Origin of the sequence: Lyngbya sp. PCC 8106, from assembly GCF_000169095.1 — a bacterium.
Lineage (GTDB): Bacteria > Cyanobacteriota > Cyanobacteriia > Cyanobacteriales > Microcoleaceae > Capilliphycus.
Genome location: NZ_AAVU01000032.1, coordinates 43,460 through 64,608, shown reverse-complemented (window position 1 = coordinate 64,608; position 21,149 = coordinate 43,460). Strand labels below are relative to the sequence as shown.

Below are 21,149 nucleotides of genomic sequence, written 5' to 3'. Positions count from 1 at the left end.
ACTGATCAAAATTCAAGTCCAGTAATATCTTTCGAGGTCATTATTCTGGGATGAATTGTAGAAATTCCAGTTTAAATGAGATTGATTTTTTTAACCTGAAATCGTTTGTTTTTACCAAAAGAAAATAAAAGCCTTAGTCTTGCTTGATATGATCACTTGCAAAGGCTTTTCAAGAAAGTCTTAAGACTCTAAAAATTAATTTTATTAAAAATCTTGATCTCGTTGGAGGTTATTCGGTTGAACTTCGAGTATCCCCGTCTGGGTGAAAATAACTTGAAATTCAGCAAATTTAACCTGAGAATTTTCTGACTTCTGCTGACTCTTGGGTTGAATTAATTCTGGAAGCGGTGTATTCTGAAGATTATCTTGGGCAATACTGTTAATCGGGGTGTAAGCTGTGATTGCTCCACTTTCCGAGACCCGAACAACATAAATCGAAGTTGGCGTGACTGGAATTGTCCAGGCTTGATCAAGAGTTTGAAAGAGCTGCTGTTCTAAACGATTTAACTGAGCAGAATCCGTAATTTTTTCAGGTGTATCTACCCGAGCAGAATCCGTAATTTTTTCAGGTGTATCTACCCGGGCTGAAGAAGGTGTTTTTACATTCGGTTTAGCAGGATCTTTAGAGAGAGAAAATGTTTCGAGATCTTCTAGCTTCGGGGAAGAATAGTTTCCAGAAACTATTGATAATGTTGTCGATGCACTCATCAGCAACACAACAGCTAGGGTAATAATTGTGGGAGAGGCTTTAGATTCGAGGGATTCTTCTTCCTCTTTTAACGCTGAATTAGGGTTGAGAGAACAATGCCCTGGTTGGTTCGTGTTCATTGTGCGACTTGAGTTAACTGAACTGAAAATATTAATTCTATTTCTAGGATAACTCCACTTTCAGGACATTTGTTGTTGAATTGTATAGATGAAGTCAACACTTAAACTTACCACAAAAAAATATTTTTGACAAAAAATAGCACAAAAGTTAACATTGTGTTACATTTAGATACAGATAAAAAAATTTTAGGAGTAAAGATATGACAGCTCGTGGTTATAGCGTCGAAGAAGGTGGTCGTCTGAATAATTTTGCAGTTGAACCGAAAATGTATGTTGATGACACCCCCAGCACAGGCTTCACTCAGTACGCCGAGAAGCTGAATGGACGTTTAGCAATGATTGGGTTTGTCTCCTTAATCGGTTTAGAAGCAGTGACTGGACAAGGAATTTTAAGTTGGTTAACAAGCCTGTAAACATTTTCCAAGTTGAACTGAAATTTGAGAGGCGGGGATATCTTGCCTCTTGACTTCTGTTTATAGAGAGAGTCAAAGAGACTCAAAGCTATTCAGAATAGATATTTAGGATCAAAAAGTAGCAGTAGCTGATTAAAAAATAGAGTTTATTTTAACTTGTACTCAGAAAAAAGTAAATTTCTGAGTTATTTTTATGAAAAAATCCTTTGAGTGGCAATTCTTGATATTAATGTTTAAAATATTCAAGAGTTTTAGTCAATAATTCTTGAAAATGCCCCCAGAGGGGATTGTCAAGTTTTACCTAAACTTGTTTCCTATACTTTAGAACGTTCGTAATCTGGCATCAGGGATGAAAAAACAGTTAGTAACCTTTGGAAGTCTCATACTTTTAGGATCAGCAGTCCTTTGGGGTTGTTCTCAAACACAAACTCCAGAAGCTGAACAATCTCAAATCGGATCGGCTCCGGAAGCTTTGCCTCCGACAGGCGAAGTGGGTACAATGCAATTCCGAGCCAACGGAGAAGATTTTGTTCGTCAAGGCTTTGTCACCAAAGACGGTTGGCAAGTCAATTTTGATCATATCTACGTGAATTTTTCCAACGCTACAGCTTATGAAACCTTTACCCCTTACGACGCAGAAGCGGGCGGCGACCCTCAAGCCAAGCAAACCATTAGTTTAGTCGTTGAGAAAACCGTTGACTTAGCTGAAGGTGGAGAGGATGCGGAAACCATTCTCGTTAACGAAGTTCCTGCCCCTCCTGGCCGATATAATGCTCTATCTTGGAAGATGGCTAAAGCCGAACAAGGGCCAGCCGAAGGTTATATGATTGTAATGCAAGGCACTGCTACCAAGGATGGACAAACCGTTCCTTTTAACCTGAAATTTGACCAAGAATTAGCTTTTGTTTGTGGAGATTTTGTCGGAGATGAGCGTAAAGGCATTCTGCAACCGGGAGAAACGGCACAATTAGAAGCGACTTTCCACTTTGATCATTTATTTGGAGATGGAGAAGCAGCACCAGAGGATGAGATTAACACCGGGGCGTTAGGGTTTGATCCCTTAGCAAAAGCGGCTCAAGGGGGTTCATTAGAGGCTGATTTAGCCACCTTAGAACAACGACTTTCTTCAGAAGAATATCAGACTTTAATGGCAATCTTCCCGAGTTTGGGTCACGTTGGCGAAGGTCACTGCAAAGAAACCCAACTTACGGCTCAAAAGAATTGAGAAGCGTGAGTTAAAAACTGAAAGAAATTGAGGAGTTGAGATTGAACAGTCGCAACAAACAAATATGCAAGTCTAAGCACATTGAGAAAACAAGACGTAGGAGAGAGTAAAGATGAAAGGTCAATTCATTGTCGGGTTAGTGCTATTTTCAAGTTTAGGTTCAAGTTTAGGGTTGTCGGAAAAAGCCTTTGCTCATGGCGTTCAAATTGAACATAGTGCCAGTCAAGCTATTGAGATTAATGCCAAATATGACACGGGTACGCCTTTAGAAAATGCTCAAGTGACGGTTTATTCACCGAATGACCCGACAACACCTTGGAAACAGGGAACAACCGATGATCAAGGTAATTTTGTGTTCACACCTGATCCGTCAAAAACTGGGTATTGGGAAGTAAAAGTGCGACGAGCTGGACATGGAGGGATCGTCAGTATTCCGTTAGGAACAGCAGCCAATAATGATCCAGTTTCGACATCTGAACCCCCAGAAAATCCAAACAATCAGAGTTCTTTTTATTCACAAGCTAGTCAAGGGTTAAGTCCGATTCAAAAGGGGTTAATGATGGCGTCAGTTCTCTGGGGATGTGTAGGAACAGCTTTATTTTTCTCTAAGTTTAACTTCAATAATTCATCAATTCAAGATCCCCAAAAGGTTAGACAACAAGAGTCAGAAGGTTAAATCAGAATTCCAGTGTTGAATCAATTACCAGTGTAATCTCATGCACATTTCAGAGGGAATTCTCCCGGCTCAAGTCTGTATTGGAGGATATGCGATCGCAGGTTTAGCGACGTGGTATTCTCTCAAACAGATTAATAAACAAAAGAATCCGACTGATGGAGTCCCAAAAGCTGCTTTATTAACGGCTGCATTTTTTGTCTCCTCTAGTATTCACATTCCCATTCCTCCAGCGAGTGTTCATTTTGTTCTGAATGGTTTGTTAGGCGCTGTATTAGGCTGTTATGCGTTTCCAGCTATCTTAATTGGTTTATTATTTCAAGCCGTTATGTTTGGACATGGAGGGCTGACAACATTAGGAATTAATGCTGTTATTATGGGTATTCCGGCGATTATTGCGGCTCAAATTTTTCAATTCCGTCATAGCATTGGACACCGACTTAAACCCCATATTTCTCTCAATGTTTTCGGATTTTTGGCAGGAGCAATAGGGTTAGGAATTGCTGCTTTATTATTTTTTGGACTAACGATTACAAATATTCCTTCAGGTTTTGATGCTCAAACTGAACAAACTGCAATTGTGATGTTAATGTTGGCTCATATTCCATTAATGGCAATCGAGGGAATTTTTACATCGATGGTCGTTAGTTTTTTACAACGGGTTAAACCCGAACTTTTACCCAGTTAGGATAAAGCATGAGATTTGCACTGGATGAGTATGCACACCTCAAATCACCGATTCATCGTTGGAATCCGCAGTATAAACTGATCGGATTATTTAGTTTAATGTTTGCATTTGCCACCGTTGAGGATTTGCGTTTACTTCCAGTGATCTCTACCCTCACTATTATTTTATATCTTTTGTCACGATTGCCGCTCTCTTTTTTACTGATTCGGTTACGCTATCCGGGGATTTTTCTGTTTACAGTTGTCGCTATCTTACCCTTTTTTTCGGGTGAAACGGTGATCTGGCAATGGGGAATCGTTACATTACGACAAGAGGGACTTTTAGCCGTTGTCTTAATTGTTTGTCGGTTTCTGGCGATTTTTATCACGGGTTTAGTTCTGTTTGGGACAAGTTCTTTTTTAAACTTGATTAAAGCAATGCGATCGCTCGGCTTATCTCCTATTTTAGCCGATATGATGTTATTATCCTATCGCTATTTATTTGAACTGGCTTATCAACTCAATACCATGCAACGTTCTACCCGACTACGAGGCTTTAAACCGACTCAATTCAGTTGGCGAAATTTACAAGTTTATGCCGCTTTAGCTGGAAGTTTGCTAGTTCGTAGCTATCAACAATCTCAGGAGATTTATAAAGCGATGCAACTGCGGGGCTATGGTACTTCGATGAAATCTCCCCAATCAAAACGTTCCATAGATGTTTACAGTATGATCGCATTAATCATGACATTAGCAATAGGTGCTGGACTGATTGGATTAGAGTTTTTATTGTAAGTTATTGGTAATCATTTCATTGAGAGGACTATCGGACTTTGAGCCATACAACACCCGAACAAATTAATCGTTCTTCAACAGAGATGATCGATAAAAATGGAATTCTTGTTGAAGATTTAGTGTTTGGTTATCCCAATCAAAATCCAGTTTTACAGGAAATTTCCTTTACACTCAAGCCGGGAGAACAAATCGCCCTTTTAGGGAAAACCGGAACCGGAAAAAGTACCTTAATGGAAAATTTAGTCGGCTTAAAACAACCCAACTCCGGTAAAATTTGGATTCAAGGAATTTCTCTAGAACAAAAAAATTTATTTGAAGTGCGGCGTCAAATTGGGTTTGGTTTTCAAGAACCCAATGATCAGCTATTTATGCCCACTATTTTAGAAGATGTGATTTTTGGGCCTTGTAACTACGGAGTTTCTCCAGAAGAAGCCACTGAACAAGCCCAGGAACTCTTAGCAGACTTTGGACTAGCAGATGTAACTAACCGTCCTGTACATGAACTTTCCGGGGGACAAAAACGGTTAGCCGCGTTAGCCGCAATATTAGCTTTGAACCCTTCTATTTTGATTTTAGATGAACCAACCAACGGCCTTGATCCGTGGTGGCGTCGTCATCTCGCCGAGATTTTACCCGAGTTACCCGTACAAGTGCTGTTAATTGCTTCTCACGATCTCAATTGGGTTAGGAGAGTTACCCAACGGGCAATGGTGCTACAACAGGGTAAAATTAGGGTAGATATGCCCACAGAACAATTGCTGCAAGATTCCTCGGTGTTGGAAAGCTGTGGCTTACCGTTAGATTATTGAGCCGATCTTGATTTTTCAATAGGTCATTATACTGATGTCCCATTTGAGAAGTTTACAATTAACGAAAATAAGTAGCAATGACAGCTAAAAGACTGCTACTCTTGTCTCTACTGCTAGCAGGAGAATGATTCTGCTGGTTTATCATGATGTTTTGATGTCATCTCAGGAGGCGAATATGCCCGATCCTAAAATAGAAAGCACAACAACCCCAACTTCTGTCAATGTCAACACGACACCTGCTGATCCCTTGACGCAAGCTGCACTCGAAGAACAGACAACGACAACTCAGTTTGAGGAAATCAAAGCCAAAGTCGTTGAAGTCCTCGCTGAATTTCCGGCTTATGTCTCTGGTTTCTTTGAGGAATACCAAAAACCGATCATCACTATTTTGCTGATTATAGCGGCAATTGTGTCCCTCAGAGTTCTGTTTGCGGTGATCGATGCGCTTAACGATATTCCTTTACTCGCACCAACGTTTGAGTTGATTGGTATGGGATATTCGGCTTGGTTTATCTATCGGTATTTGTTGCGGGCTTCCAACCGCCAAGAATTGTCTCAAGAATTTCAAGCGTTCTGGGAACAAATCAGCGGAAAAAAATAATCTCACCCGCATAATTTTTATCAGGATTTGGACTCAAAAACTCTCTTTAAAATCTCCATCTCTAATCAGGGGTGGAGGTTTTTTGCAATGAGGAGATGAGGAAATTTTTTAGGAAGAAAAAGTTATTACGTTCGTTGGATATCTTCCGGTAATTCGTTTAAGCTACAAGCCTACTTAACTTACCATGGTTATGACACCTAAGCCCTAACTAGAGGCAATTTGAAGAACTTGCTAATCTTGAGGATGCTAACCTTAAATTTTGAATGATGGTTTCACAACTCCCCAATTCTGATCAAGTTCGTCAAGCTTTAGCAGAAATTACAGCCTTTGAACAGTCGAAAGTTCCCGGTGTTTGGCGAGGACTGGATAAAAATCAAATCACTGCACAATTGCGATCGCGTGTTAATAATCCTTTCACATTAAACCAAGGAAGTCAACCCTTTTGTGGGCCGGCGGTGATTATTTTTGAACTGATTCGTCGTGATCCTTTATCTTATGTAAAAATCTGTCGAAATCTATTTCAAATTGGCGGATTTCATACTCAGAGTGGAATTTGGATTTCTGCGTCTGAAAATTTGCGAAACGGCGAAGGAAATTATAGAATGCCGCCAGTTGACTGGATGATTTTATCAACCTTAAGAGAGTCAGAAAATTTAATTGTTCCGATTCATCCTAATACATCAGATATTGTTCGTAATGTGGGTGGTATGACGAAATCTTGGGAAATTGCTAAATGGGTGAAAGAGATTTTAGGGTATCAAAAAATTCAATATAACAATACTTATCTATTTGGAGATTTGGAAGCAATGCAAGATGTTTATGAGGCGTTAAAATTAGGCGGTGTTGCTTTAGCGTTGATTAACGACGGAGGGTTATTAAGAAATCAACCACCCCGTATTCCTTATCCAAGTCATTGGATATCAATTTTAGGTAATATTTCGATTCAATCTAAAAGTTCTGTTCAGTTTGAGGTTTATACTTGGGCAAAAAAAATGCAAGTTCAGGTTGATGAAGTGACGTTTAAAACCCACTTTTGGGGAGTGGTGATCGGACAAAATCCCTCGATACAAATGTGAGGGGGTTGATTACAAATCAGAGATACTTTACATTATTTAGTCTGACCTTTTCGGAAAGTTTCATGTCACTGAAACGAAGTCACTTAAATTAGCGACACTTAAATTAGCGACTTTTCAAGCCCTATACAAACTCGCTAAAGTTGGAAACAAGAACAAGATATTACTCCTGTTCAATTTCAACGAACAGACAAAAATATCTTGAACTCGCTCATCCAACACAAAGTTTTAAGGAATTATATGCTCGTTTCAACATTTGAGTTACTGTTAAAACCCATTACTCCAGTTGAGGGTAATATTCCCGGTTCAGCTCGTACAGTTATACAAGGTTATTTTCTAACCATTGCTAATCCCAATAATACCCCTTTACGACTGAGACTGGGGTTTTCTGCGACAACGCCTAATCTAAATTTAGATGATACAATCACCATTCGAGATGTTGTTGGTAATAATGTTTTTGGTGACTTAATTCCGACTGCTGATCCGCGAAAATTCAACTATAACATTTCTATTCCTGCTCACGATACCGCTTTAGTCATTTTACAACCCGACATCACTAAACTCAATCCTGATCAGGATCAATTAGAAATTCGGGGTTATGTAGAAATCTTTTTACAAGGACGTTTTGGAAATTTCCAACGTTTCAATGTATTGCTGACTCCTGAACATCGCGGTACTTTTGTCAACAAAGGTCTGATGAATTTATCTGAGTTTGATCAACTGGTTTATAGCCTTCCGACTGCAACCGGAAGCAGTTTGTTTGAACTCACTGGCACACCCAAAGGTTTCAAAGAAATCAAACCGGAAATCAAAGAAATTCCAGACATCAAAGTTCGGGAAATTCCAGACCTTAACAAACCCAATCCCGATAATATTACCATTCCCAATCCTGAAATTCAAGAAACATTGGGTTTAATGGCTCAAACCATTGACAATATTCAACAACGTCTCGAACAAAATGGGGAAGCTTTTATCTCCCCCGATGAACGTCCGACTGTTGGAGATCAAGCCCTAAACGAAGTATAAAAAGGAGGCGAGTAGTGCTTATTGTATTAGCCAGTTGTTACGATGAGGCTGCTCGCTTCTGGGTGGAAAATTGGACGGATGGAGATGTGACGTTACTCACTCCTGATGATTTATCAAAAGTGGGTTGGCGTCACTATCTCGGAAGCCTTCAAGACTCAACGGCGCTCATCAACGATCAAGTGATTTCTGTCGAACAAATTACCGGAGTTTTAACTCGCTTACCCTGTGTATTTGAACAAGAACTCTTGAGTATTGTTGATACGGATCGCCCTTATGTTGCGGCTGAAATGACAGCATTTTTAGGGTCTTGGTTGGCTGATCTTTCCTGTCCAATCCTGAATAAACCAACACCGATTTGCTTAATGGGAACAAATTGGCGACCTCAACAGTGGATTTATGCAGCTTCTCAAGTGGGAATGTCTGTAGAAACTCACCATCAATATATTAGCTTAAAAACTGAACCTAAACAAGCCCAAATTCCTTCGGAGCGAGTTAGTGTAACAGTAATTGGCGATCGCTATATTGGTGAGGTTGATCCAATTTTAGGAACTCAAGCGAAAAAACTTGCTCAATTTGCAGGGATCGAGTTGTTAGTTGTTCACTATAATCATCCAGAAGCTGACGCCCATTTTATCAGTGCAGATTTATGGCCAGATCTCAAATCTTCGGAGATTACCACTGCCATTTTAGAATACTTTAGCGAGATGTAATTTATGTTAACTCTACTGTGGGGATTACCCGGAGATTCACCTTTATATACTGTTTATCAAGAGTTGAATCATCTGGGTTTTCCAACGGTATTTTTAGACCAACGGGAGATTGCACATATTGAAATTTCCCTCTCTGTCGGAAGCACAATTGCAGGTGAAATTTGTACACCTAACTTCAAAATTGATCTCAATCAAGTTACAGGAGTCTATTTACGTCCCTACGAATCTCGCCGTCTTCCGATTGTTGTCGAAGCAGGTTCTAAGAGTCGAATTTGGCAACACGCCGCAGCAGTTGATGATGCGTTACTCTCTTGGGTAGAAATGACCTCTGCATTGGTTTTAAATCGTCCCAGTGCAATGGCTTCTAATAATTCTAAACCCTACCAATTACAAAAGATTCGTCAAGCAGGTTTTCTTGTTCCTGATACTCTTGTAACAACCGATCCTGATGCAGTTTCTGAGTTTTGGAAACAGCATGGAAGTGTAATTTATAAGTCGATTAGTTCGACTCGGAGTAAAGTGTCTCGTCTGAGTCCTGAACATCACAAACGTCTGGCTAATGTGGCTTGGTGTCCGACTCAATTTCAACAATATATTCCCGGACAAGATTATCGGGTTCATGTCGTAGGTGAGGCGGTTTTTGCTTGTGCGATCGCATCAATGGCGGATGATTATCGCTATCCGGGTGATACAACGGATTATCCTCAATTAAACAGTGATGTTTTACCGCTAGAAATTGAACAACGATGCCGACAACTCGCTGCCACCCTGAAACTTCCTCTAGCGGGTATTGACTTACGGCAAACGACTGATGGTCAATGGTATTGTTTTGAGGTTAATCCGTCACCCGGTTATACATTTTATCAGCAAGAAACTCATCAACCGATTAGTTTAGCGATCGCACAGTTACTCACTCAACAACAGACACAAACGATTGAAACAGTCAACAGTATGATCGGTTAACCTCATTCAGTATGAGGCTATAGATCTACTTATTTTTTGGGGGTGTATCTTCCTTGGATTGAGGAGACTTCTTAGCTGTTGTTAAACCTGCCATTGACCAAGTTAGGCTGACCATAAATGCTTTTGCAAGTGCATTTATTTCTTTGGTTTCCTCTTTTAAGTTGTCTTCGGATTTAGAGGTAAAATTTTTGTTGATGTTGTCTTCCATGATCGTTGTCTCCTCGCTTCTAACTTGATTTTTCTCTTATTTTAGTATTATCACCTGCAATGATTAACTTTGCCGTGATAAACTGGGTTAATTTTCGTGATTGACATCACTTTAATTATCTTCAAGTCATTGAACTTTTATTCCGGAAATACTACAATTTTTCTGAAGGCTTGAGGAGGTTCGGTTTTCCGCTACTTGTCTATTTTAGCTGCTTTTATCTTAGATCAGCAACTCTTGAAAAAATATGATAAAAGTCTCATTTTCCCTAAATCCAGCTTGAAAACCACATTCTGATTTTCCATTGTTCAGGAGAGAGGGGAAGACCCAAAAAAATGGGCATCCAAAAGACAAAACCGAGTAAAATTAAACCGAGTATTGTTGCCCCAATCAAGCGTAAGTGAAAGAGATTACTCTGCAACCAGCGATCAATCCACCAAGCGAGTATGAGTCCTGCAAACACAAATGCACTCATATAATGATAGAGAAAAACGCAACGGGTGACAGTCATCCAAGGTGTCCAATTTGCTAACCAATTAACGATCAGATAGAGTAATAGCCAGAACTCCACTTTGGGGAGAAAATGGGTAGAAACATAAACTGAAGTTACAGATAAAATTGATGGGTTATTCTTTATTTTAACCCAAGTGATGATCCGTTGCCATAACACCAAAATTGTTAAAATAATTGCCCCAACAGAAAACCACCACAAGGGAGGATTTCCCATGGCATGAACATCATAAATAACCGGTGTAAAATTTGGGGGAGGAACAGTCGGATCAAGATTGGTGAGGTGATCAATTCTTTCATAAAAATAGGCGAGTGGACGCAGCGTTAAGGGCCAAGTATACCAAGCCGCACAATAGGGATGAATATCTGGCCCATTTCCTAAAGTTTTGTGGTAGTTGAGAATTGTAGTTTGCAGTTCCCAGAGTCCGGGTTCAGGACTAATTTGGAGGTGTGGAATCCAAGCAATCAAGTAAAATAAAATCGGAATCACACCTAAACTTAAAACTAATTGTAGGATTGATAACTGGGTTAAATTTTCGAGGGGAGATTGAGGAGATACAGGAGTGGGTCGATTTTCAGTAGAAGTCTGGGAAAATTGAATGATCCAAGCAATGATTAACAGTAAAACAATTCCTAAAATAAATCCTAAACCATTCCATTTTACCGCTACACTTGCACCAAAGCAGATTCCTGAACTAATTAACAGCAGCCATCGCTTGACTTTTTTTGCTTTCAATGAGAGTATAAATAGGAGTTGAGCAACTAACCCAAAAATGACAATATAAATATTATTGAGTGCATAGCGAGATTCGACTAAGAAAAAACCATCGGTGGCAATTAATAACGTCGCAAGTAAAGTATAAGTTCGACGGGAAGTGAGTTGATAAATGATCGCTCCAGAAATCATGGGAATAAATGCACCTGTTAAAGCATTCATCCAACGATAACTCCAAGTTGAAAGGGTTGAACCTGCCAAATTATTAACCGTATCTTGACCAAAGGGTAAACGAGAACCGATCCAAATTCCAATCGCAATAATGTATTGACTTAAAGGCGGATGAGCATTAAAAAAAGGAGTCTGAGTCAGATAATTGTTTGCAAATTTAGCGTAATAAACTTCATCAAAAACTAATAGATTAAATCGACTTAATCCCCAAAATCGCAACCCTAACGAGACGAGGAAAATAATCATCATTCCTAGTCTAAACCTAAACTGTGAGGAGTTAAAACGTTGTCCGTCTTGGGTCATAAGTCACGACTCAATAATAACTAAGAAAACGTTTGATGTAAGTCAACGACAATGCGACCTTTGATTTTACCCTGAAGGATTTCTGAGATTTTTTCAGGTAACTGTGTGAGAGAAATTGTTGTTGCTAATTCTTCTAAATGGGTCGGTTTCCAAATTTTAGCAAGTTTTGACCAAATTTCCAACCGTTGAGACATCGAACATTGCACCGAATCTATTCCAATTAAACGCACACCCCGCAAAATAAACGGATAAACGGTTAAGTTTAAATCCGCTCCTGCAACCAAGCCACAAGCCGTTATACAACCGCCATATCGAGTTGATTTAATCGCCGTTGCTAGCAGATTTCCACCCACCGTATCAATCACTCCCGCCCAACGTCCTTTTAACATCGATTTGTCTGTGTTATGATCAATTTCTGAGCGATTGATAATTGATTTTGCCCCTAACATTTTCAGGAAATCATGGCAGGTTGATTTTCCCGTTACCGCCACAACAGAATAGCCTAATTTTGCTAAAATTGAAACCGCTAAACTACCAACACCACCCGTTGAACCTGAGACTAAAATCTCTCCTAAATCTGGTGTAATTTCATGTTTAATTAACGCATTAACACTCAAAGCCGCAGTCAATCCTGCTGTTCCCAAAATCATACTTTCTTGTAAGCTTAATTCAGGGGGAAGCGGTACAACCCACTCAGCCGGAACTCGAATATATTCCGCAAAACCGCCCCAGGTATTCATCCCCAAATCATAACCCGTAACAATCACCGCATCATCAGGCTTGAATTGAGACACCTGGCTACTGACAATAATTCCAGCAGCATCAATACCAGGAATATGAGGAAATTGACGAGTTACACCTGGGTTTCCGGTCGCAGAGAGGGCATCTTTGTAATTTAAGCTGGAATAATGCACCCGAATTAAAACGTCTCCAGGGGGTAAATTTTCCCGGTTTAAGTCAACGACTTCTTGGGTAAAATTTTGTTCTGCGGTTTGAGTAATCCGTAAGGCTTTAAAGGTTGCCGACATGAATTTTTTGAATACAGGATGATAGTTTTGAGAAAACTGAGACTTTAACTCAATCAAGATTAAATTATCAAGTTTGCTGTCGAATCTTGTCAGGAATAACAACCGGAGAAAGTTTAGCAATTACCCGTAAATTTTGAGAGCGAATTAACTCCAGAAAATCCAAACTTGTTCGATTTTCAATTTCGGCAACTCGTTCAATTGCTTGTAACAAAGCATGAGCGGCTTCTACTTCAGAATAACCCCGTCGTTGGGCGACACGAATTGCCATTTCATCGGCTTCTAATTCAACTTGAGAACTACGGTTTGATTTCCAAATTTGAGTTAAACCCAAAGCGGCTAAACTCCCGGCTAACATCAATCCGACTGCATCTTGTTGAGAGATTTCAATGACAGTTCCCACAACTCCCGCTAAGACAACACCCTGATTAATATCCAGTTTAATCCAGCGAATATTAGACACCCAACTCACGGTTCTTAACAACAGCAAATCTCGTTGAGACCGAGATAAATTTTGCCATAGTTCAAAGTTGATAAAAATTCGCCGCATGGGTTTCCAGGGAAGCGGAAATGGGCTGTCAATGACTGTTTTTTGTTGGGGTTTACTCACCAACTGAGTCATCATTCGACCCGAAGCAGGCATCAAGTCTAATAGGTGATAAATTTCAGCATCTTGGGTCATGGGTCATCTCAATTGTTAGTTTGGAGTTTTAAGAGGAATGAGTTGTTTTTGCTGAACAGTTTGTTTCACGAATACCTCAGTTTACGGCTGATTTTGTGACGGTTAAATCGGTTTTAAGGTATCCGATAAAGCCGCAATTGCTGCATCAATTTCTGTGGTTTTTTCTTCGGTTGCAGAAACTAACAACAGAAAAATATTATTACCACTTTGACGCGCTAAAATTTTCCCTTGAATGGGTTGAGTTTTAGCCCCCATTTTTAAGGTTCCCGTCCAAGGAAGTCTAACTGAACCTGTGCCTAATTCTTGATAGGAATCGGGCTGAAATCCCTCACCTCGTTCAAAGGTTTCAATGGCAATTTGTGCTAAACTTGCATTCGGAATTTGTCGGTTACTTTCTCGGGTTTTAGCGACAACAGTATAGGCTAAATTGCCTTCGGGTGATTCAATTAATGGAAAATTTCCCGCAAAACCGACATTATATCCCTCTAAAATCCCAATCTGAAATCGACCTTGAGGATCTTTATAGTTACTCTCGCTTAACGGTAGCGGTTGAACTTCGGGAGTCGGAGGAGTGAGTACGGGGGTTGGGGTGGGTGTTGGCGTTGGAGTCGGTGATGGCGAGGGAGAAGCCGCCGGGGAAGGAGATGGTTTGGGCGTGGGAGAGGCTTGTTGGGCTTGAGTCGGTAAACCTATATTGACAACTGCAAAGGAAGATTTTATAACTTTTGAAGGTTGACCGATGAGGATTAAAATTAAAGTGGTAATTGTGGCGATCGCCATCCATGTAAAGCGGCTTTTTTTCATCGTTAAATTCCTGAGTAAAATGTGAGTTTATTTGCCAAATACCATCGGATTTCCAAAGTCAAATACACCCGCAATACACCCAGTCATTAATGTTGCTAAAGTTCCCGCCCATAATGCTTTTAAACCTAAAGCAGAGACTTCTGAACTGCGAGTCGGAATCAGAGAAGATAACCCCCCAACAAAGATACCATAGGAGGCAAAATGAGTAAAACCACACAAGACATAACTAACAATCAGCATTGTGCGATCGCTAATTCCACCGCTTGCATTCAGTTGGGCTAAAGCTTGATAGGGAGGAATATTTGTTTCGAGTAAACGTCTACCAATTAACACCGAAGCTTGCCAAAGTTCTTGCCAATCTAGAGAAACTCCCGTGATAAATGTTAACGGTAAAAATAAAGCACCCAAAATATTTTGTAGCGTAATCACTTGAAAAACATTGCCAAGCGGTTGCAGAATGATCACTTCACTATCAGCCAGACTTGCTAAGGAGGAAAACAGCAAGTTGATCAAAGCAACCATACCCAAAATCGCAATTAATGCAGCGGCAATTCCTACCGCCATTTTCACCCCATCTAATGCACCCCCAATCAAGCTATCCATGGGATTTGGACGTTGTTCTAAATCTTCTTCTGGATCTTGGGGAACCCCACCCATTGTTTTCGGTTCTCCAGTTTCGGGAACGAGGAGTTTTGATAAGACGAAACAAGCCGGAATCGTCATAATAGATGCGGAAACTAAATGTCCGGTAATCGTTGGAAAAGTCGGACGTAAAAAGCCAGCATACAGGGCTAAAACTGAAGATGCTATCGAACCAAAACAACTCGACAAAATGGCACAAAGTTCGCTGCGAGTCATATCCAGCAAGTAGGGTTTAATGGCAATAGCTGACTCAATTCCCACAAAAATATTAGCCGCACCTGCTAGAGATTCGGCTCCACTAATTCCCATTGTTTTCTGAAAAACTTGAGCAAAAACCTTGACAATCGGTTGAATAATATTTAACCGATACAGCAAGCTGATCAAACCTGCAAAGAAAATCACCTGGGGTAAAGCTCGAAACGCCAGAACATAGGTAAATCCGGGGTTAATATTGTCCGGGCCAATGCGATCGCCAGGAACCGCAACATAGGGTGTACCGATAGCCCTGGCAATCCATCGACCAGCCGGCCCAGGACCCGCCGCAAAATTGGGATCACTCACCAAAACTGAATTTGGGCCACCAAATAGAAATCTAGCCCCCGCCTCAGACGCATCTAAAATGGCGTTGAGAAAGGTACTCAGTCCTTCAACCAGTTGAGGGCCAAACACAAAGACGATCAACCCAATAAATAATTGCAAGCCAATCCCCCAAGCAATTACTTTCCAGCGAATCACATCTCTATTTTCAGATCCTAACCAGGCGATTGTACATAAGCCTGCAATTCCTAACAGAGATATCAAGTTCAACAGTGGGTTCATACCATACAACCTCTCCAGCTAAGGGCATATTGCCTTATAAAGGCTTCCATGACAAGCATATTAGCGATAAACGGACTCTAATGGATCTATCTTCTCAAGCTTGAGTCAGGCGATGAGGAGAAATTGAGGAAATTGAGGAGATCGAAAAAACTCCAAAATCCCAAATTCAACTCTTGCATTCCCAATCTTCCAAAATAGGCACACAATAGTAACAGTGTTTCTCAGATGAGCCAATTTTTGACTAATGGATGCTTTTCAGCCAACTCCGCCTGCTTGGACTAATAATGCAATTCATGCTTTTGAATTTTGCTGTCCGAATTGTTCTGCAAATTCTTTAGAAGCACAACAAGTCTGGATTAATCGTCGTTCTCCGGTATATGGTGACAATCATCGTCGTAAATGGCAAGAATTTTATCAGTGTCAATGTGGGGGGACTTGGTGGGCTTGGAGTAGCGATCGCCCGCCTTCTAATCTTAAACCTCGCGATCAGGACTTGCCAATGGAAGATTGAAATTAAGAACAATCCATTTTTTACTAGGATTATCGGTCAAGTTTTGATCAAGAATAATAAATATATTAACTAGCAACGACTGCAACTTTAAACCTTTCGTTGCTATTTTTAATTCTTACATATAGTTACGTGTTTGAGATCAGATTTAAAATCACAAAGTTCGGGGAATCCCCGAAGTTGTCGGAGTTCCCCCACTGCTCAAACTCAATGCTAGAAGCTGATTCAGGCTTTGAATTCTAGATTTGCTTCGGTGCAGTTTCTCAACCTATTCTAGAGCCATACCTCGAAAAAAGGTAACAAGCATCACTCCTTCACCGGATGAACTTGGAACGAGAAATATTAGGGTGAGTTAACATCATGGAAAGAACACTGAAGATTTTTGATGATTATCGAGTCTATGAATTTGAAGGAAATCAACCCCTGCGAGTTGTAGATACTCAAGGAAAAGTATCACAGTTAATCAAAGTATTACAGTTTACCTTAGCAGATACTTTTACTGTGGAACCAACTAACCCCATTCCTCGCGGAGACATGATTCCCCCTCGCAGCAGTCGTCGAAAAATTAATCCAGAAGGAATTAAGCTGATTAAAGCCTTTGAAGGAGTCGAACTTGAAGCTTATCTGGATGCTGTTGGTGTCCCGACCATTGGTTATGGACATACGAAAGATGTGTTTTTAGGAATGACAATTACTCAAGCTGAAGCTGAGGAATTATTGCGTCAAGATATCGAAGAATTTGAAATCGCGGTTGAAGATGCAGTGGAAGTCGAAATTAATGATCATCAATTCTCAGCATTAGTTTCATTTTGCTTTAACTTGGGAGCGGGTTCATTATTCAAGTCAACTCTCCTCAAGTTTTTAAATGTGAGAAAACTGCAAGAAGCAAGCCTTGAATTTCCTCGCTGGAACAAAGCAGGAGGTCAGCCTTTACTGGGGTTAACACGCCGACGCATGGCTGAACGAGCCTTATTTTTGGGCAAACCTTGGCAACCTTTTCTAGAATACGAACTTCTCCAATTAACTCAACCCAAAATTAAAAGTGAATACGTTCGTTATGTTCAACAAGGACTGCAAAAAGCGGGATTTGATATTCAAAAAAATGGTGTTTTTGATCTCGAGACTGATGCAGCGATGAAAAAATTTCAAGCTCAAAAAAGATTAGATCCAGATGGATTAGTTGGGCCAATCACCATCACCGAATTAGGCTTATAACCTCCCTTTAGATCCATCCATTTTCTAAAAAATAGTTGAAACTTTACATCTTGACTAGCAACCTTAAAATGAGTTAATTCAAGAGGGGGTTATTTTTGTAAAAATTAACGTTTTCTCTTGATGACTCACTTCAAATTGTACAGAAAAACAACAACAAAAATAACAAAACCATGCAATATATTCTACACTTCAAAACAGATTCCTACCTGAAACGCTTTCCTTTTACTCCCGAAAAACTCTTACCTGAACATCTCCTCGTCTATAAAGCAGGTGATGAAATTCCGATTAGTGGATACACCCTCAACTTACAAGGAAATCACATTCGAGTCATCTTAGAAGATGTTGATGTGCGTTCAGTTGCGCTCGAAGATATCGATAAACAATACTATTGTTTGGCGAGTGAAGTCGAAATCTTTAACGCAGAAGTTGCTCGCGGAAGTCGTGATGCTCAAAAATTTCCACCAACACTTCTACCCAAAGTTAATTTAGCCGTTCCTTTCCACACCCAACACAATAATAAATATAACCCGGGCGGTTCTTGTAATGTGACTTGTATCGCCATGATCTTGAAATATTACGGAATTGATTCTCGCACTAAAACCGATCTTGATCAAGATGTTCAACTCGAAGATGTTCTCTATCTCAAAACGTCTCAATGGGATAAAGAAAATGGATTTTTTGGAAGCGAACAAGCACGTCATAAACCTCTATTTTTAATGCGATTGTTGCGGGAGTGGGGACAAAAATATGGTCAAGGTGCATTACAAAATTCCCATTTCAAAGAATTCGCGTCTGAAAATGAGATTAAACAGCATATTGCTTCCGGAAATCCAGTTGTCATTCATGGCTACTTCACCCACTCTGGTCATATTATTGTTGTCAAAGGTTATGACGAGACAACCAACGAATGGATTTGTAATGATCCCAACGGAAAATGGTTAGGATATCAAGGCGGATACGATAAAAATGCTAGCGGTGAAAATGTGCGTTATAGCTACGATAATATTAACGAAGTTTGTCATATTGGTGGCGGAATTTGGTGTCATTTTCCGGTTCCTCGGGTGTTGCGTTTGAAGCAAAAATTCATAGAAGGTTCGGACGTTATTCAGGTACAAACCGCATTAAAAAAACTGGGTTACTTGGTAGACCAAAACGGAGTATTTGACAAAAAAACCGATGATGCTATTAAGCAGTTTCAACAAGAAAAAAACTTAACTGTTGATGGTGTTGTTGGCCCCGCAACTTGGGCAAAATTGCTTGTAAGTTTTGCTTAAATTTTGACCTCTCCCCGAAACCCTTCTCCTGCTTTGCAACTTTTAGTTCAATCTTGACCTCTCCCCCAACCCCTCTCCTGCGAGGCGAGGGGAGTAAGGAGAAAGAACTCAAAAAGATTAAAACTGATTTAGAATTGCTACAGATGAATATCCGCTTGTTTAGCAATTTTATTCAATCCAAAAACACTCAAAAGGAACACAAAACATGACCACTAACCTCTACGCTTTACTCATCGGAAATGACTGCTATCTTCCCAACAAATTACCGGATGGTGGTAGCTTTGGAAGTTTAAAAGGTTGCGTTCGAGATATTACGTTAGTTGAGGAATATCTCAAGAATAGCTACAACCTCAAAGACGAGAATTTATTAAAATTAACCTCTACCAATGATCCAAATAATCCCAATCAACCCTTAGAAGATTCGAGCCTATGGCCAAGTTATAAAAACATGATCGCCAAATTCCAACAAATCACAGAAATGGCTCAACCCAATGACCGAGTTTATATTCATTATTCCGGTCATGGGGGACGTACACCAACAAATTATCCAGATTTAAAAGGTGATCAGGGAGTTGATGAAACCTTAGTTCCAAATGATCTTGGTATGGAAGAAGGGCAATATTTGCGGGATTTAGAGTTAGCCGAATTGCTGCAAAACATGGTCAAAAAAGGATTAATTGTTACCGTTGTATTGGATAGTTGTCATTCGGGGGGAGCAAGCCGAGATGAAGAAAATCAAGATTATGATGTTCGCGGTTTAAATATTATTGACACTACTCCACGACCAACAGAAAGTTTAGTTGCTTCTCCCGAAAAATTAATGCAAACTTGGGAGAATTTAACAGCAGGAGGACGCAACGTTACAGCAGCAGGTTTGCTTCCTCAACCCAAAGGTTATACGCTGTTAGCAGCCTGTCAGGATAATCAATCTGCTTACGAGACAACTTTTGAAGGTCAACGTCACGGAGCGATGACCTATTGGCTGATTAATTCCCTCAAAAAATTGGGATCAGAAATCACCTATCAATCCCTTCATAATCGCTTGCTAGCTAATATTAACAGCGATAATAATAAGCAAACTCCGATGTTGCATGGTGAAGGCGATCGCTTATTTTTAAGCAGTGAAGGAACATCCTATCAATTGGCGGTTCCGGTGATGAATATCGATGCCGCTAAAAACCGAGTACAGTTGCAAGTTGGGGAAGCAACGGGTGTGTCTAAAGGTGCAGAATTTGTGATTTATTCACCCGGAATTAGCGATTTTAGTCAAACGGATAAACGAGTCGCAATTGTTAAAATTGCAGAAGTCGGCGCGGTCGAGTCTTGGGCAGAAATTAAACAATTTTTCGGTGAAAATACATTTGAAAACATCGAAAAAGGAGCCAGTTCATTACTTCTAAATCCCGGCGTTAAACTGGTTAAAAAAGTTCGTTTATTACCGACAGCTTCAGACTTCTCTGAACTAGAAAACGTCAAATCAACCGTTCAAGGTCATAATTGTATTGAGTGGGTATCCGGCGATCGCGTTGGCGATGATTTTGCCTATCAAGTTCGTATTAATGAAAGCGGCGAGTATGAAATCCTCAATAAAGTAGGAGAACCAATTTCTAACATTCGACCCGCTTTAAAAGTCGATGAACCCCAAGCCGCAGAAACTCTGATGAAACGTTTAGTTCATCTGGCTAAATATCAAACCGTAATGCAGCTTGATAACAACGATCCAGCATCAAAATTAGCTGGAAAAATTAAAGTCGAATTGTGCAAAGCAGGAGAAGGACGCGAACTTATACCTTTCGATGAACCCGGTAATATTCCCACTGTCGATGTCGATGAGTTCGTCTATCTTCGTATTCGCAATGAGTCTCCTCAAAATCTCAATATTGCTGTACTTGCAATGCAGCCAGATTGGAGTATTGGTAAGCTTCATCCTGATGGTGCAGACTATGAAATTTTAGAACGTGGACAAGAAACTCTTGTTCGTTTCAATACCAGTCTTCCAGAAGGTTATACAGAAGGGGATGACATTCTTAAAGTCTTTGCAACGGCTAAAGGAACGAGTTTTGATTGGTTACAATTACCCGCCTTAGATCAGCCAAAAATTGAAATAACGGGTAAATCAGCGAGTAATCCTCTTGAAGAATTATTCTCTGCGATCGCAGATGAAAACCCCGATCCTAAGAATGTAACTCGTGCAGTTTTTGCGAGTGATGAATGGACAACAGAACAGGTTAAATTAGTGGTCAAAGAAAGTCTCTAATTTCCGTCCAAAAATCCCCCCAAACCCCCTTTTATCCCCCTGGCCATCAAAAGGGGGAGGTTAGGCCATTTCAGTCCCCGATTATTGGCCCCCAGTCAAGAAGGTTTGGGGGGTTCATGGCCAATTTCGGATCAAGTTAATATGTCGCATATTTGTGTGACTTTACCGTTGGAATTA

At 40.2% G+C, this 21,149-nt stretch carries 22 protein-coding genes; 15 read left to right on the top strand and 7 right to left on the bottom strand.

Annotated features, from left to right (window positions below; translation table 11 throughout):
- Positions 1-204 precede the first annotated feature (204 nt).
- Positions 205-828, bottom strand: a complete 624-nt coding sequence (locus L8106_RS19730; protein ID WP_009786186.1) for a hypothetical protein — start codon at positions 826-828, stop codon at positions 205-207.
- A gap of 200 nt (positions 829-1,028) precedes the next feature.
- On the opposite strand from L8106_RS19730, the gene L8106_RS19725 reads away from it, so the two are divergent.
- From L8106_RS19725 to L8106_RS19675, 11 genes are all read left to right on the top strand, one after another.
- Positions 1,029-1,241 (top strand): high light inducible protein, encoded by a 213-nt coding sequence (locus L8106_RS19725; RefSeq protein WP_009786185.1) that lies wholly within the window; start codon positions 1,029-1,031, stop codon positions 1,239-1,241.
- Positions 1,242-1,590: 349 nt separating this feature from the next.
- Positions 1,591-2,466: a hypothetical protein gene (locus L8106_RS19720; RefSeq protein ID WP_009786184.1), complete on the top strand. Its 876-nt coding sequence runs from the start codon at positions 1,591-1,593 to the stop codon at positions 2,464-2,466.
- Between the two features lie 112 nt (positions 2,467-2,578).
- Positions 2,579-3,142, top strand: coding sequence for a carboxypeptidase-like regulatory domain-containing protein (locus tag L8106_RS19715; RefSeq protein ID WP_009786183.1), 564 nt, complete (start codon positions 2,579-2,581; stop codon positions 3,140-3,142).
- 40 nt (positions 3,143-3,182) lie between these two features.
- Entirely contained in the window at positions 3,183-3,827 is a 645-nt protein-coding gene (gene cbiM, locus L8106_RS19710) for a cobalt transporter CbiM (protein WP_009786182.1), read from the top strand.
- Positions 3,828-3,835: 8 nt separating this feature from the next.
- On the top strand, positions 3,836-4,600 hold the full coding sequence (cbiQ, locus tag L8106_RS19705; protein WP_009786181.1) for a cobalt ECF transporter T component CbiQ: 765 nt from the start codon (positions 3,836-3,838) through the stop codon (positions 4,598-4,600).
- A gap of 38 nt (positions 4,601-4,638) precedes the next feature.
- Positions 4,639-5,409, top strand: a complete 771-nt coding sequence (locus tag L8106_RS19700; protein WP_009786180.1) for an energy-coupling factor ABC transporter ATP-binding protein — start codon at positions 4,639-4,641, stop codon at positions 5,407-5,409.
- Between the two features lie 175 nt (positions 5,410-5,584).
- On the top strand, positions 5,585-6,010 hold the full coding sequence (locus L8106_RS19695) for a CAAD domain-containing protein (protein ID WP_156803756.1): 426 nt from the start codon (positions 5,585-5,587) through the stop codon (positions 6,008-6,010).
- Positions 6,011-6,273: 263 nt separating this feature from the next.
- Positions 6,274-7,086 (top strand): hypothetical protein, encoded by an 813-nt coding sequence (locus L8106_RS19690; protein ID WP_009786178.1) that lies wholly within the window; start codon positions 6,274-6,276, stop codon positions 7,084-7,086.
- 237 nt (positions 7,087-7,323) lie between these two features.
- A complete protein-coding gene (locus L8106_RS19685; protein ID WP_009786177.1) occupies positions 7,324-8,109 on the top strand; it encodes a hypothetical protein in 786 nt (261 codons plus the stop codon).
- Between the two features lie 14 nt (positions 8,110-8,123).
- Entirely contained in the window at positions 8,124-8,819 is a 696-nt protein-coding gene (locus L8106_RS19680) for a hypothetical protein (RefSeq protein ID WP_009786176.1), read from the top strand.
- 3 nt (positions 8,820-8,822) lie between these two features.
- Positions 8,823-9,782 (top strand): RimK family alpha-L-glutamate ligase, encoded by a 960-nt coding sequence (locus tag L8106_RS19675; protein WP_009786175.1) that lies wholly within the window; start codon positions 8,823-8,825, stop codon positions 9,780-9,782.
- 25 nt (positions 9,783-9,807) lie between these two features.
- Here L8106_RS19675 and L8106_RS19670 read toward each other — a convergent pair whose 3' ends face one another.
- The 6 genes from L8106_RS19670 to L8106_RS19645 all read right to left on the bottom strand — a co-directional run bounded on the left by L8106_RS19670 (position 9,808) and on the right by L8106_RS19645 (position 15,718).
- Complete coding sequence (locus tag L8106_RS19670; protein WP_009786174.1) at positions 9,808-9,990, bottom strand: hypothetical protein; 183 nt, start codon at positions 9,988-9,990, stop codon at positions 9,808-9,810.
- 265 nt (positions 9,991-10,255) lie between these two features.
- Positions 10,256-11,746, bottom strand: coding sequence for a dolichyl-phosphate-mannose--protein mannosyltransferase (locus L8106_RS19665; RefSeq protein WP_039896757.1), 1,491 nt, complete (start codon positions 11,744-11,746; stop codon positions 10,256-10,258).
- Positions 11,747-11,766: 20 nt separating this feature from the next.
- Positions 11,767-12,774, bottom strand: a complete 1,008-nt coding sequence (locus tag L8106_RS19660) for a YhdH/YhfP family quinone oxidoreductase (RefSeq protein ID WP_039896756.1) — start codon at positions 12,772-12,774, stop codon at positions 11,767-11,769.
- Between the two features lie 67 nt (positions 12,775-12,841).
- Positions 12,842-13,453, bottom strand: a complete 612-nt coding sequence (locus L8106_RS19655) for a DUF3318 domain-containing protein (protein WP_009786171.1) — start codon at positions 13,451-13,453, stop codon at positions 12,842-12,844.
- Between the two features lie 102 nt (positions 13,454-13,555).
- Positions 13,556-14,257, bottom strand: coding sequence for a hypothetical protein (locus L8106_RS19650; RefSeq protein WP_009786170.1), 702 nt, complete (start codon positions 14,255-14,257; stop codon positions 13,556-13,558).
- A gap of 27 nt (positions 14,258-14,284) precedes the next feature.
- Positions 14,285-15,718: a NupC/NupG family nucleoside CNT transporter gene (locus tag L8106_RS19645; protein ID WP_009786169.1), complete on the bottom strand. Its 1,434-nt coding sequence runs from the start codon at positions 15,716-15,718 to the stop codon at positions 14,285-14,287.
- Between the two features lie 244 nt (positions 15,719-15,962).
- Here L8106_RS19645 and L8106_RS19640 point away from each other — a divergent pair, with 244 nt between their 5' ends.
- From L8106_RS19640 to L8106_RS19625, 4 genes are all read left to right on the top strand, one after another.
- Positions 15,963-16,229 carry a hypothetical protein gene (locus tag L8106_RS19640; protein WP_009786168.1) on the top strand — a complete coding sequence of 89 codons (267 nt, stop codon included), beginning with the start codon at positions 15,963-15,965 and terminating at the stop codon, positions 16,227-16,229.
- A gap of 357 nt (positions 16,230-16,586) precedes the next feature.
- Positions 16,587-17,441 (top strand): glycoside hydrolase family protein, encoded by an 855-nt coding sequence (locus L8106_RS30830; RefSeq protein ID WP_009786167.1) that lies wholly within the window; start codon positions 16,587-16,589, stop codon positions 17,439-17,441.
- 170 nt (positions 17,442-17,611) lie between these two features.
- Positions 17,612-18,715 (top strand): C39 family peptidase, encoded by a 1,104-nt coding sequence (locus L8106_RS29830; RefSeq protein WP_009786166.1) that lies wholly within the window; start codon positions 17,612-17,614, stop codon positions 18,713-18,715.
- 205 nt (positions 18,716-18,920) lie between these two features.
- Entirely contained in the window at positions 18,921-20,972 is a 2,052-nt protein-coding gene (locus L8106_RS19625; RefSeq protein ID WP_009786164.1) for a caspase family protein, read from the top strand.
- Positions 20,973-21,149: the final 177 nt, after the last annotated feature.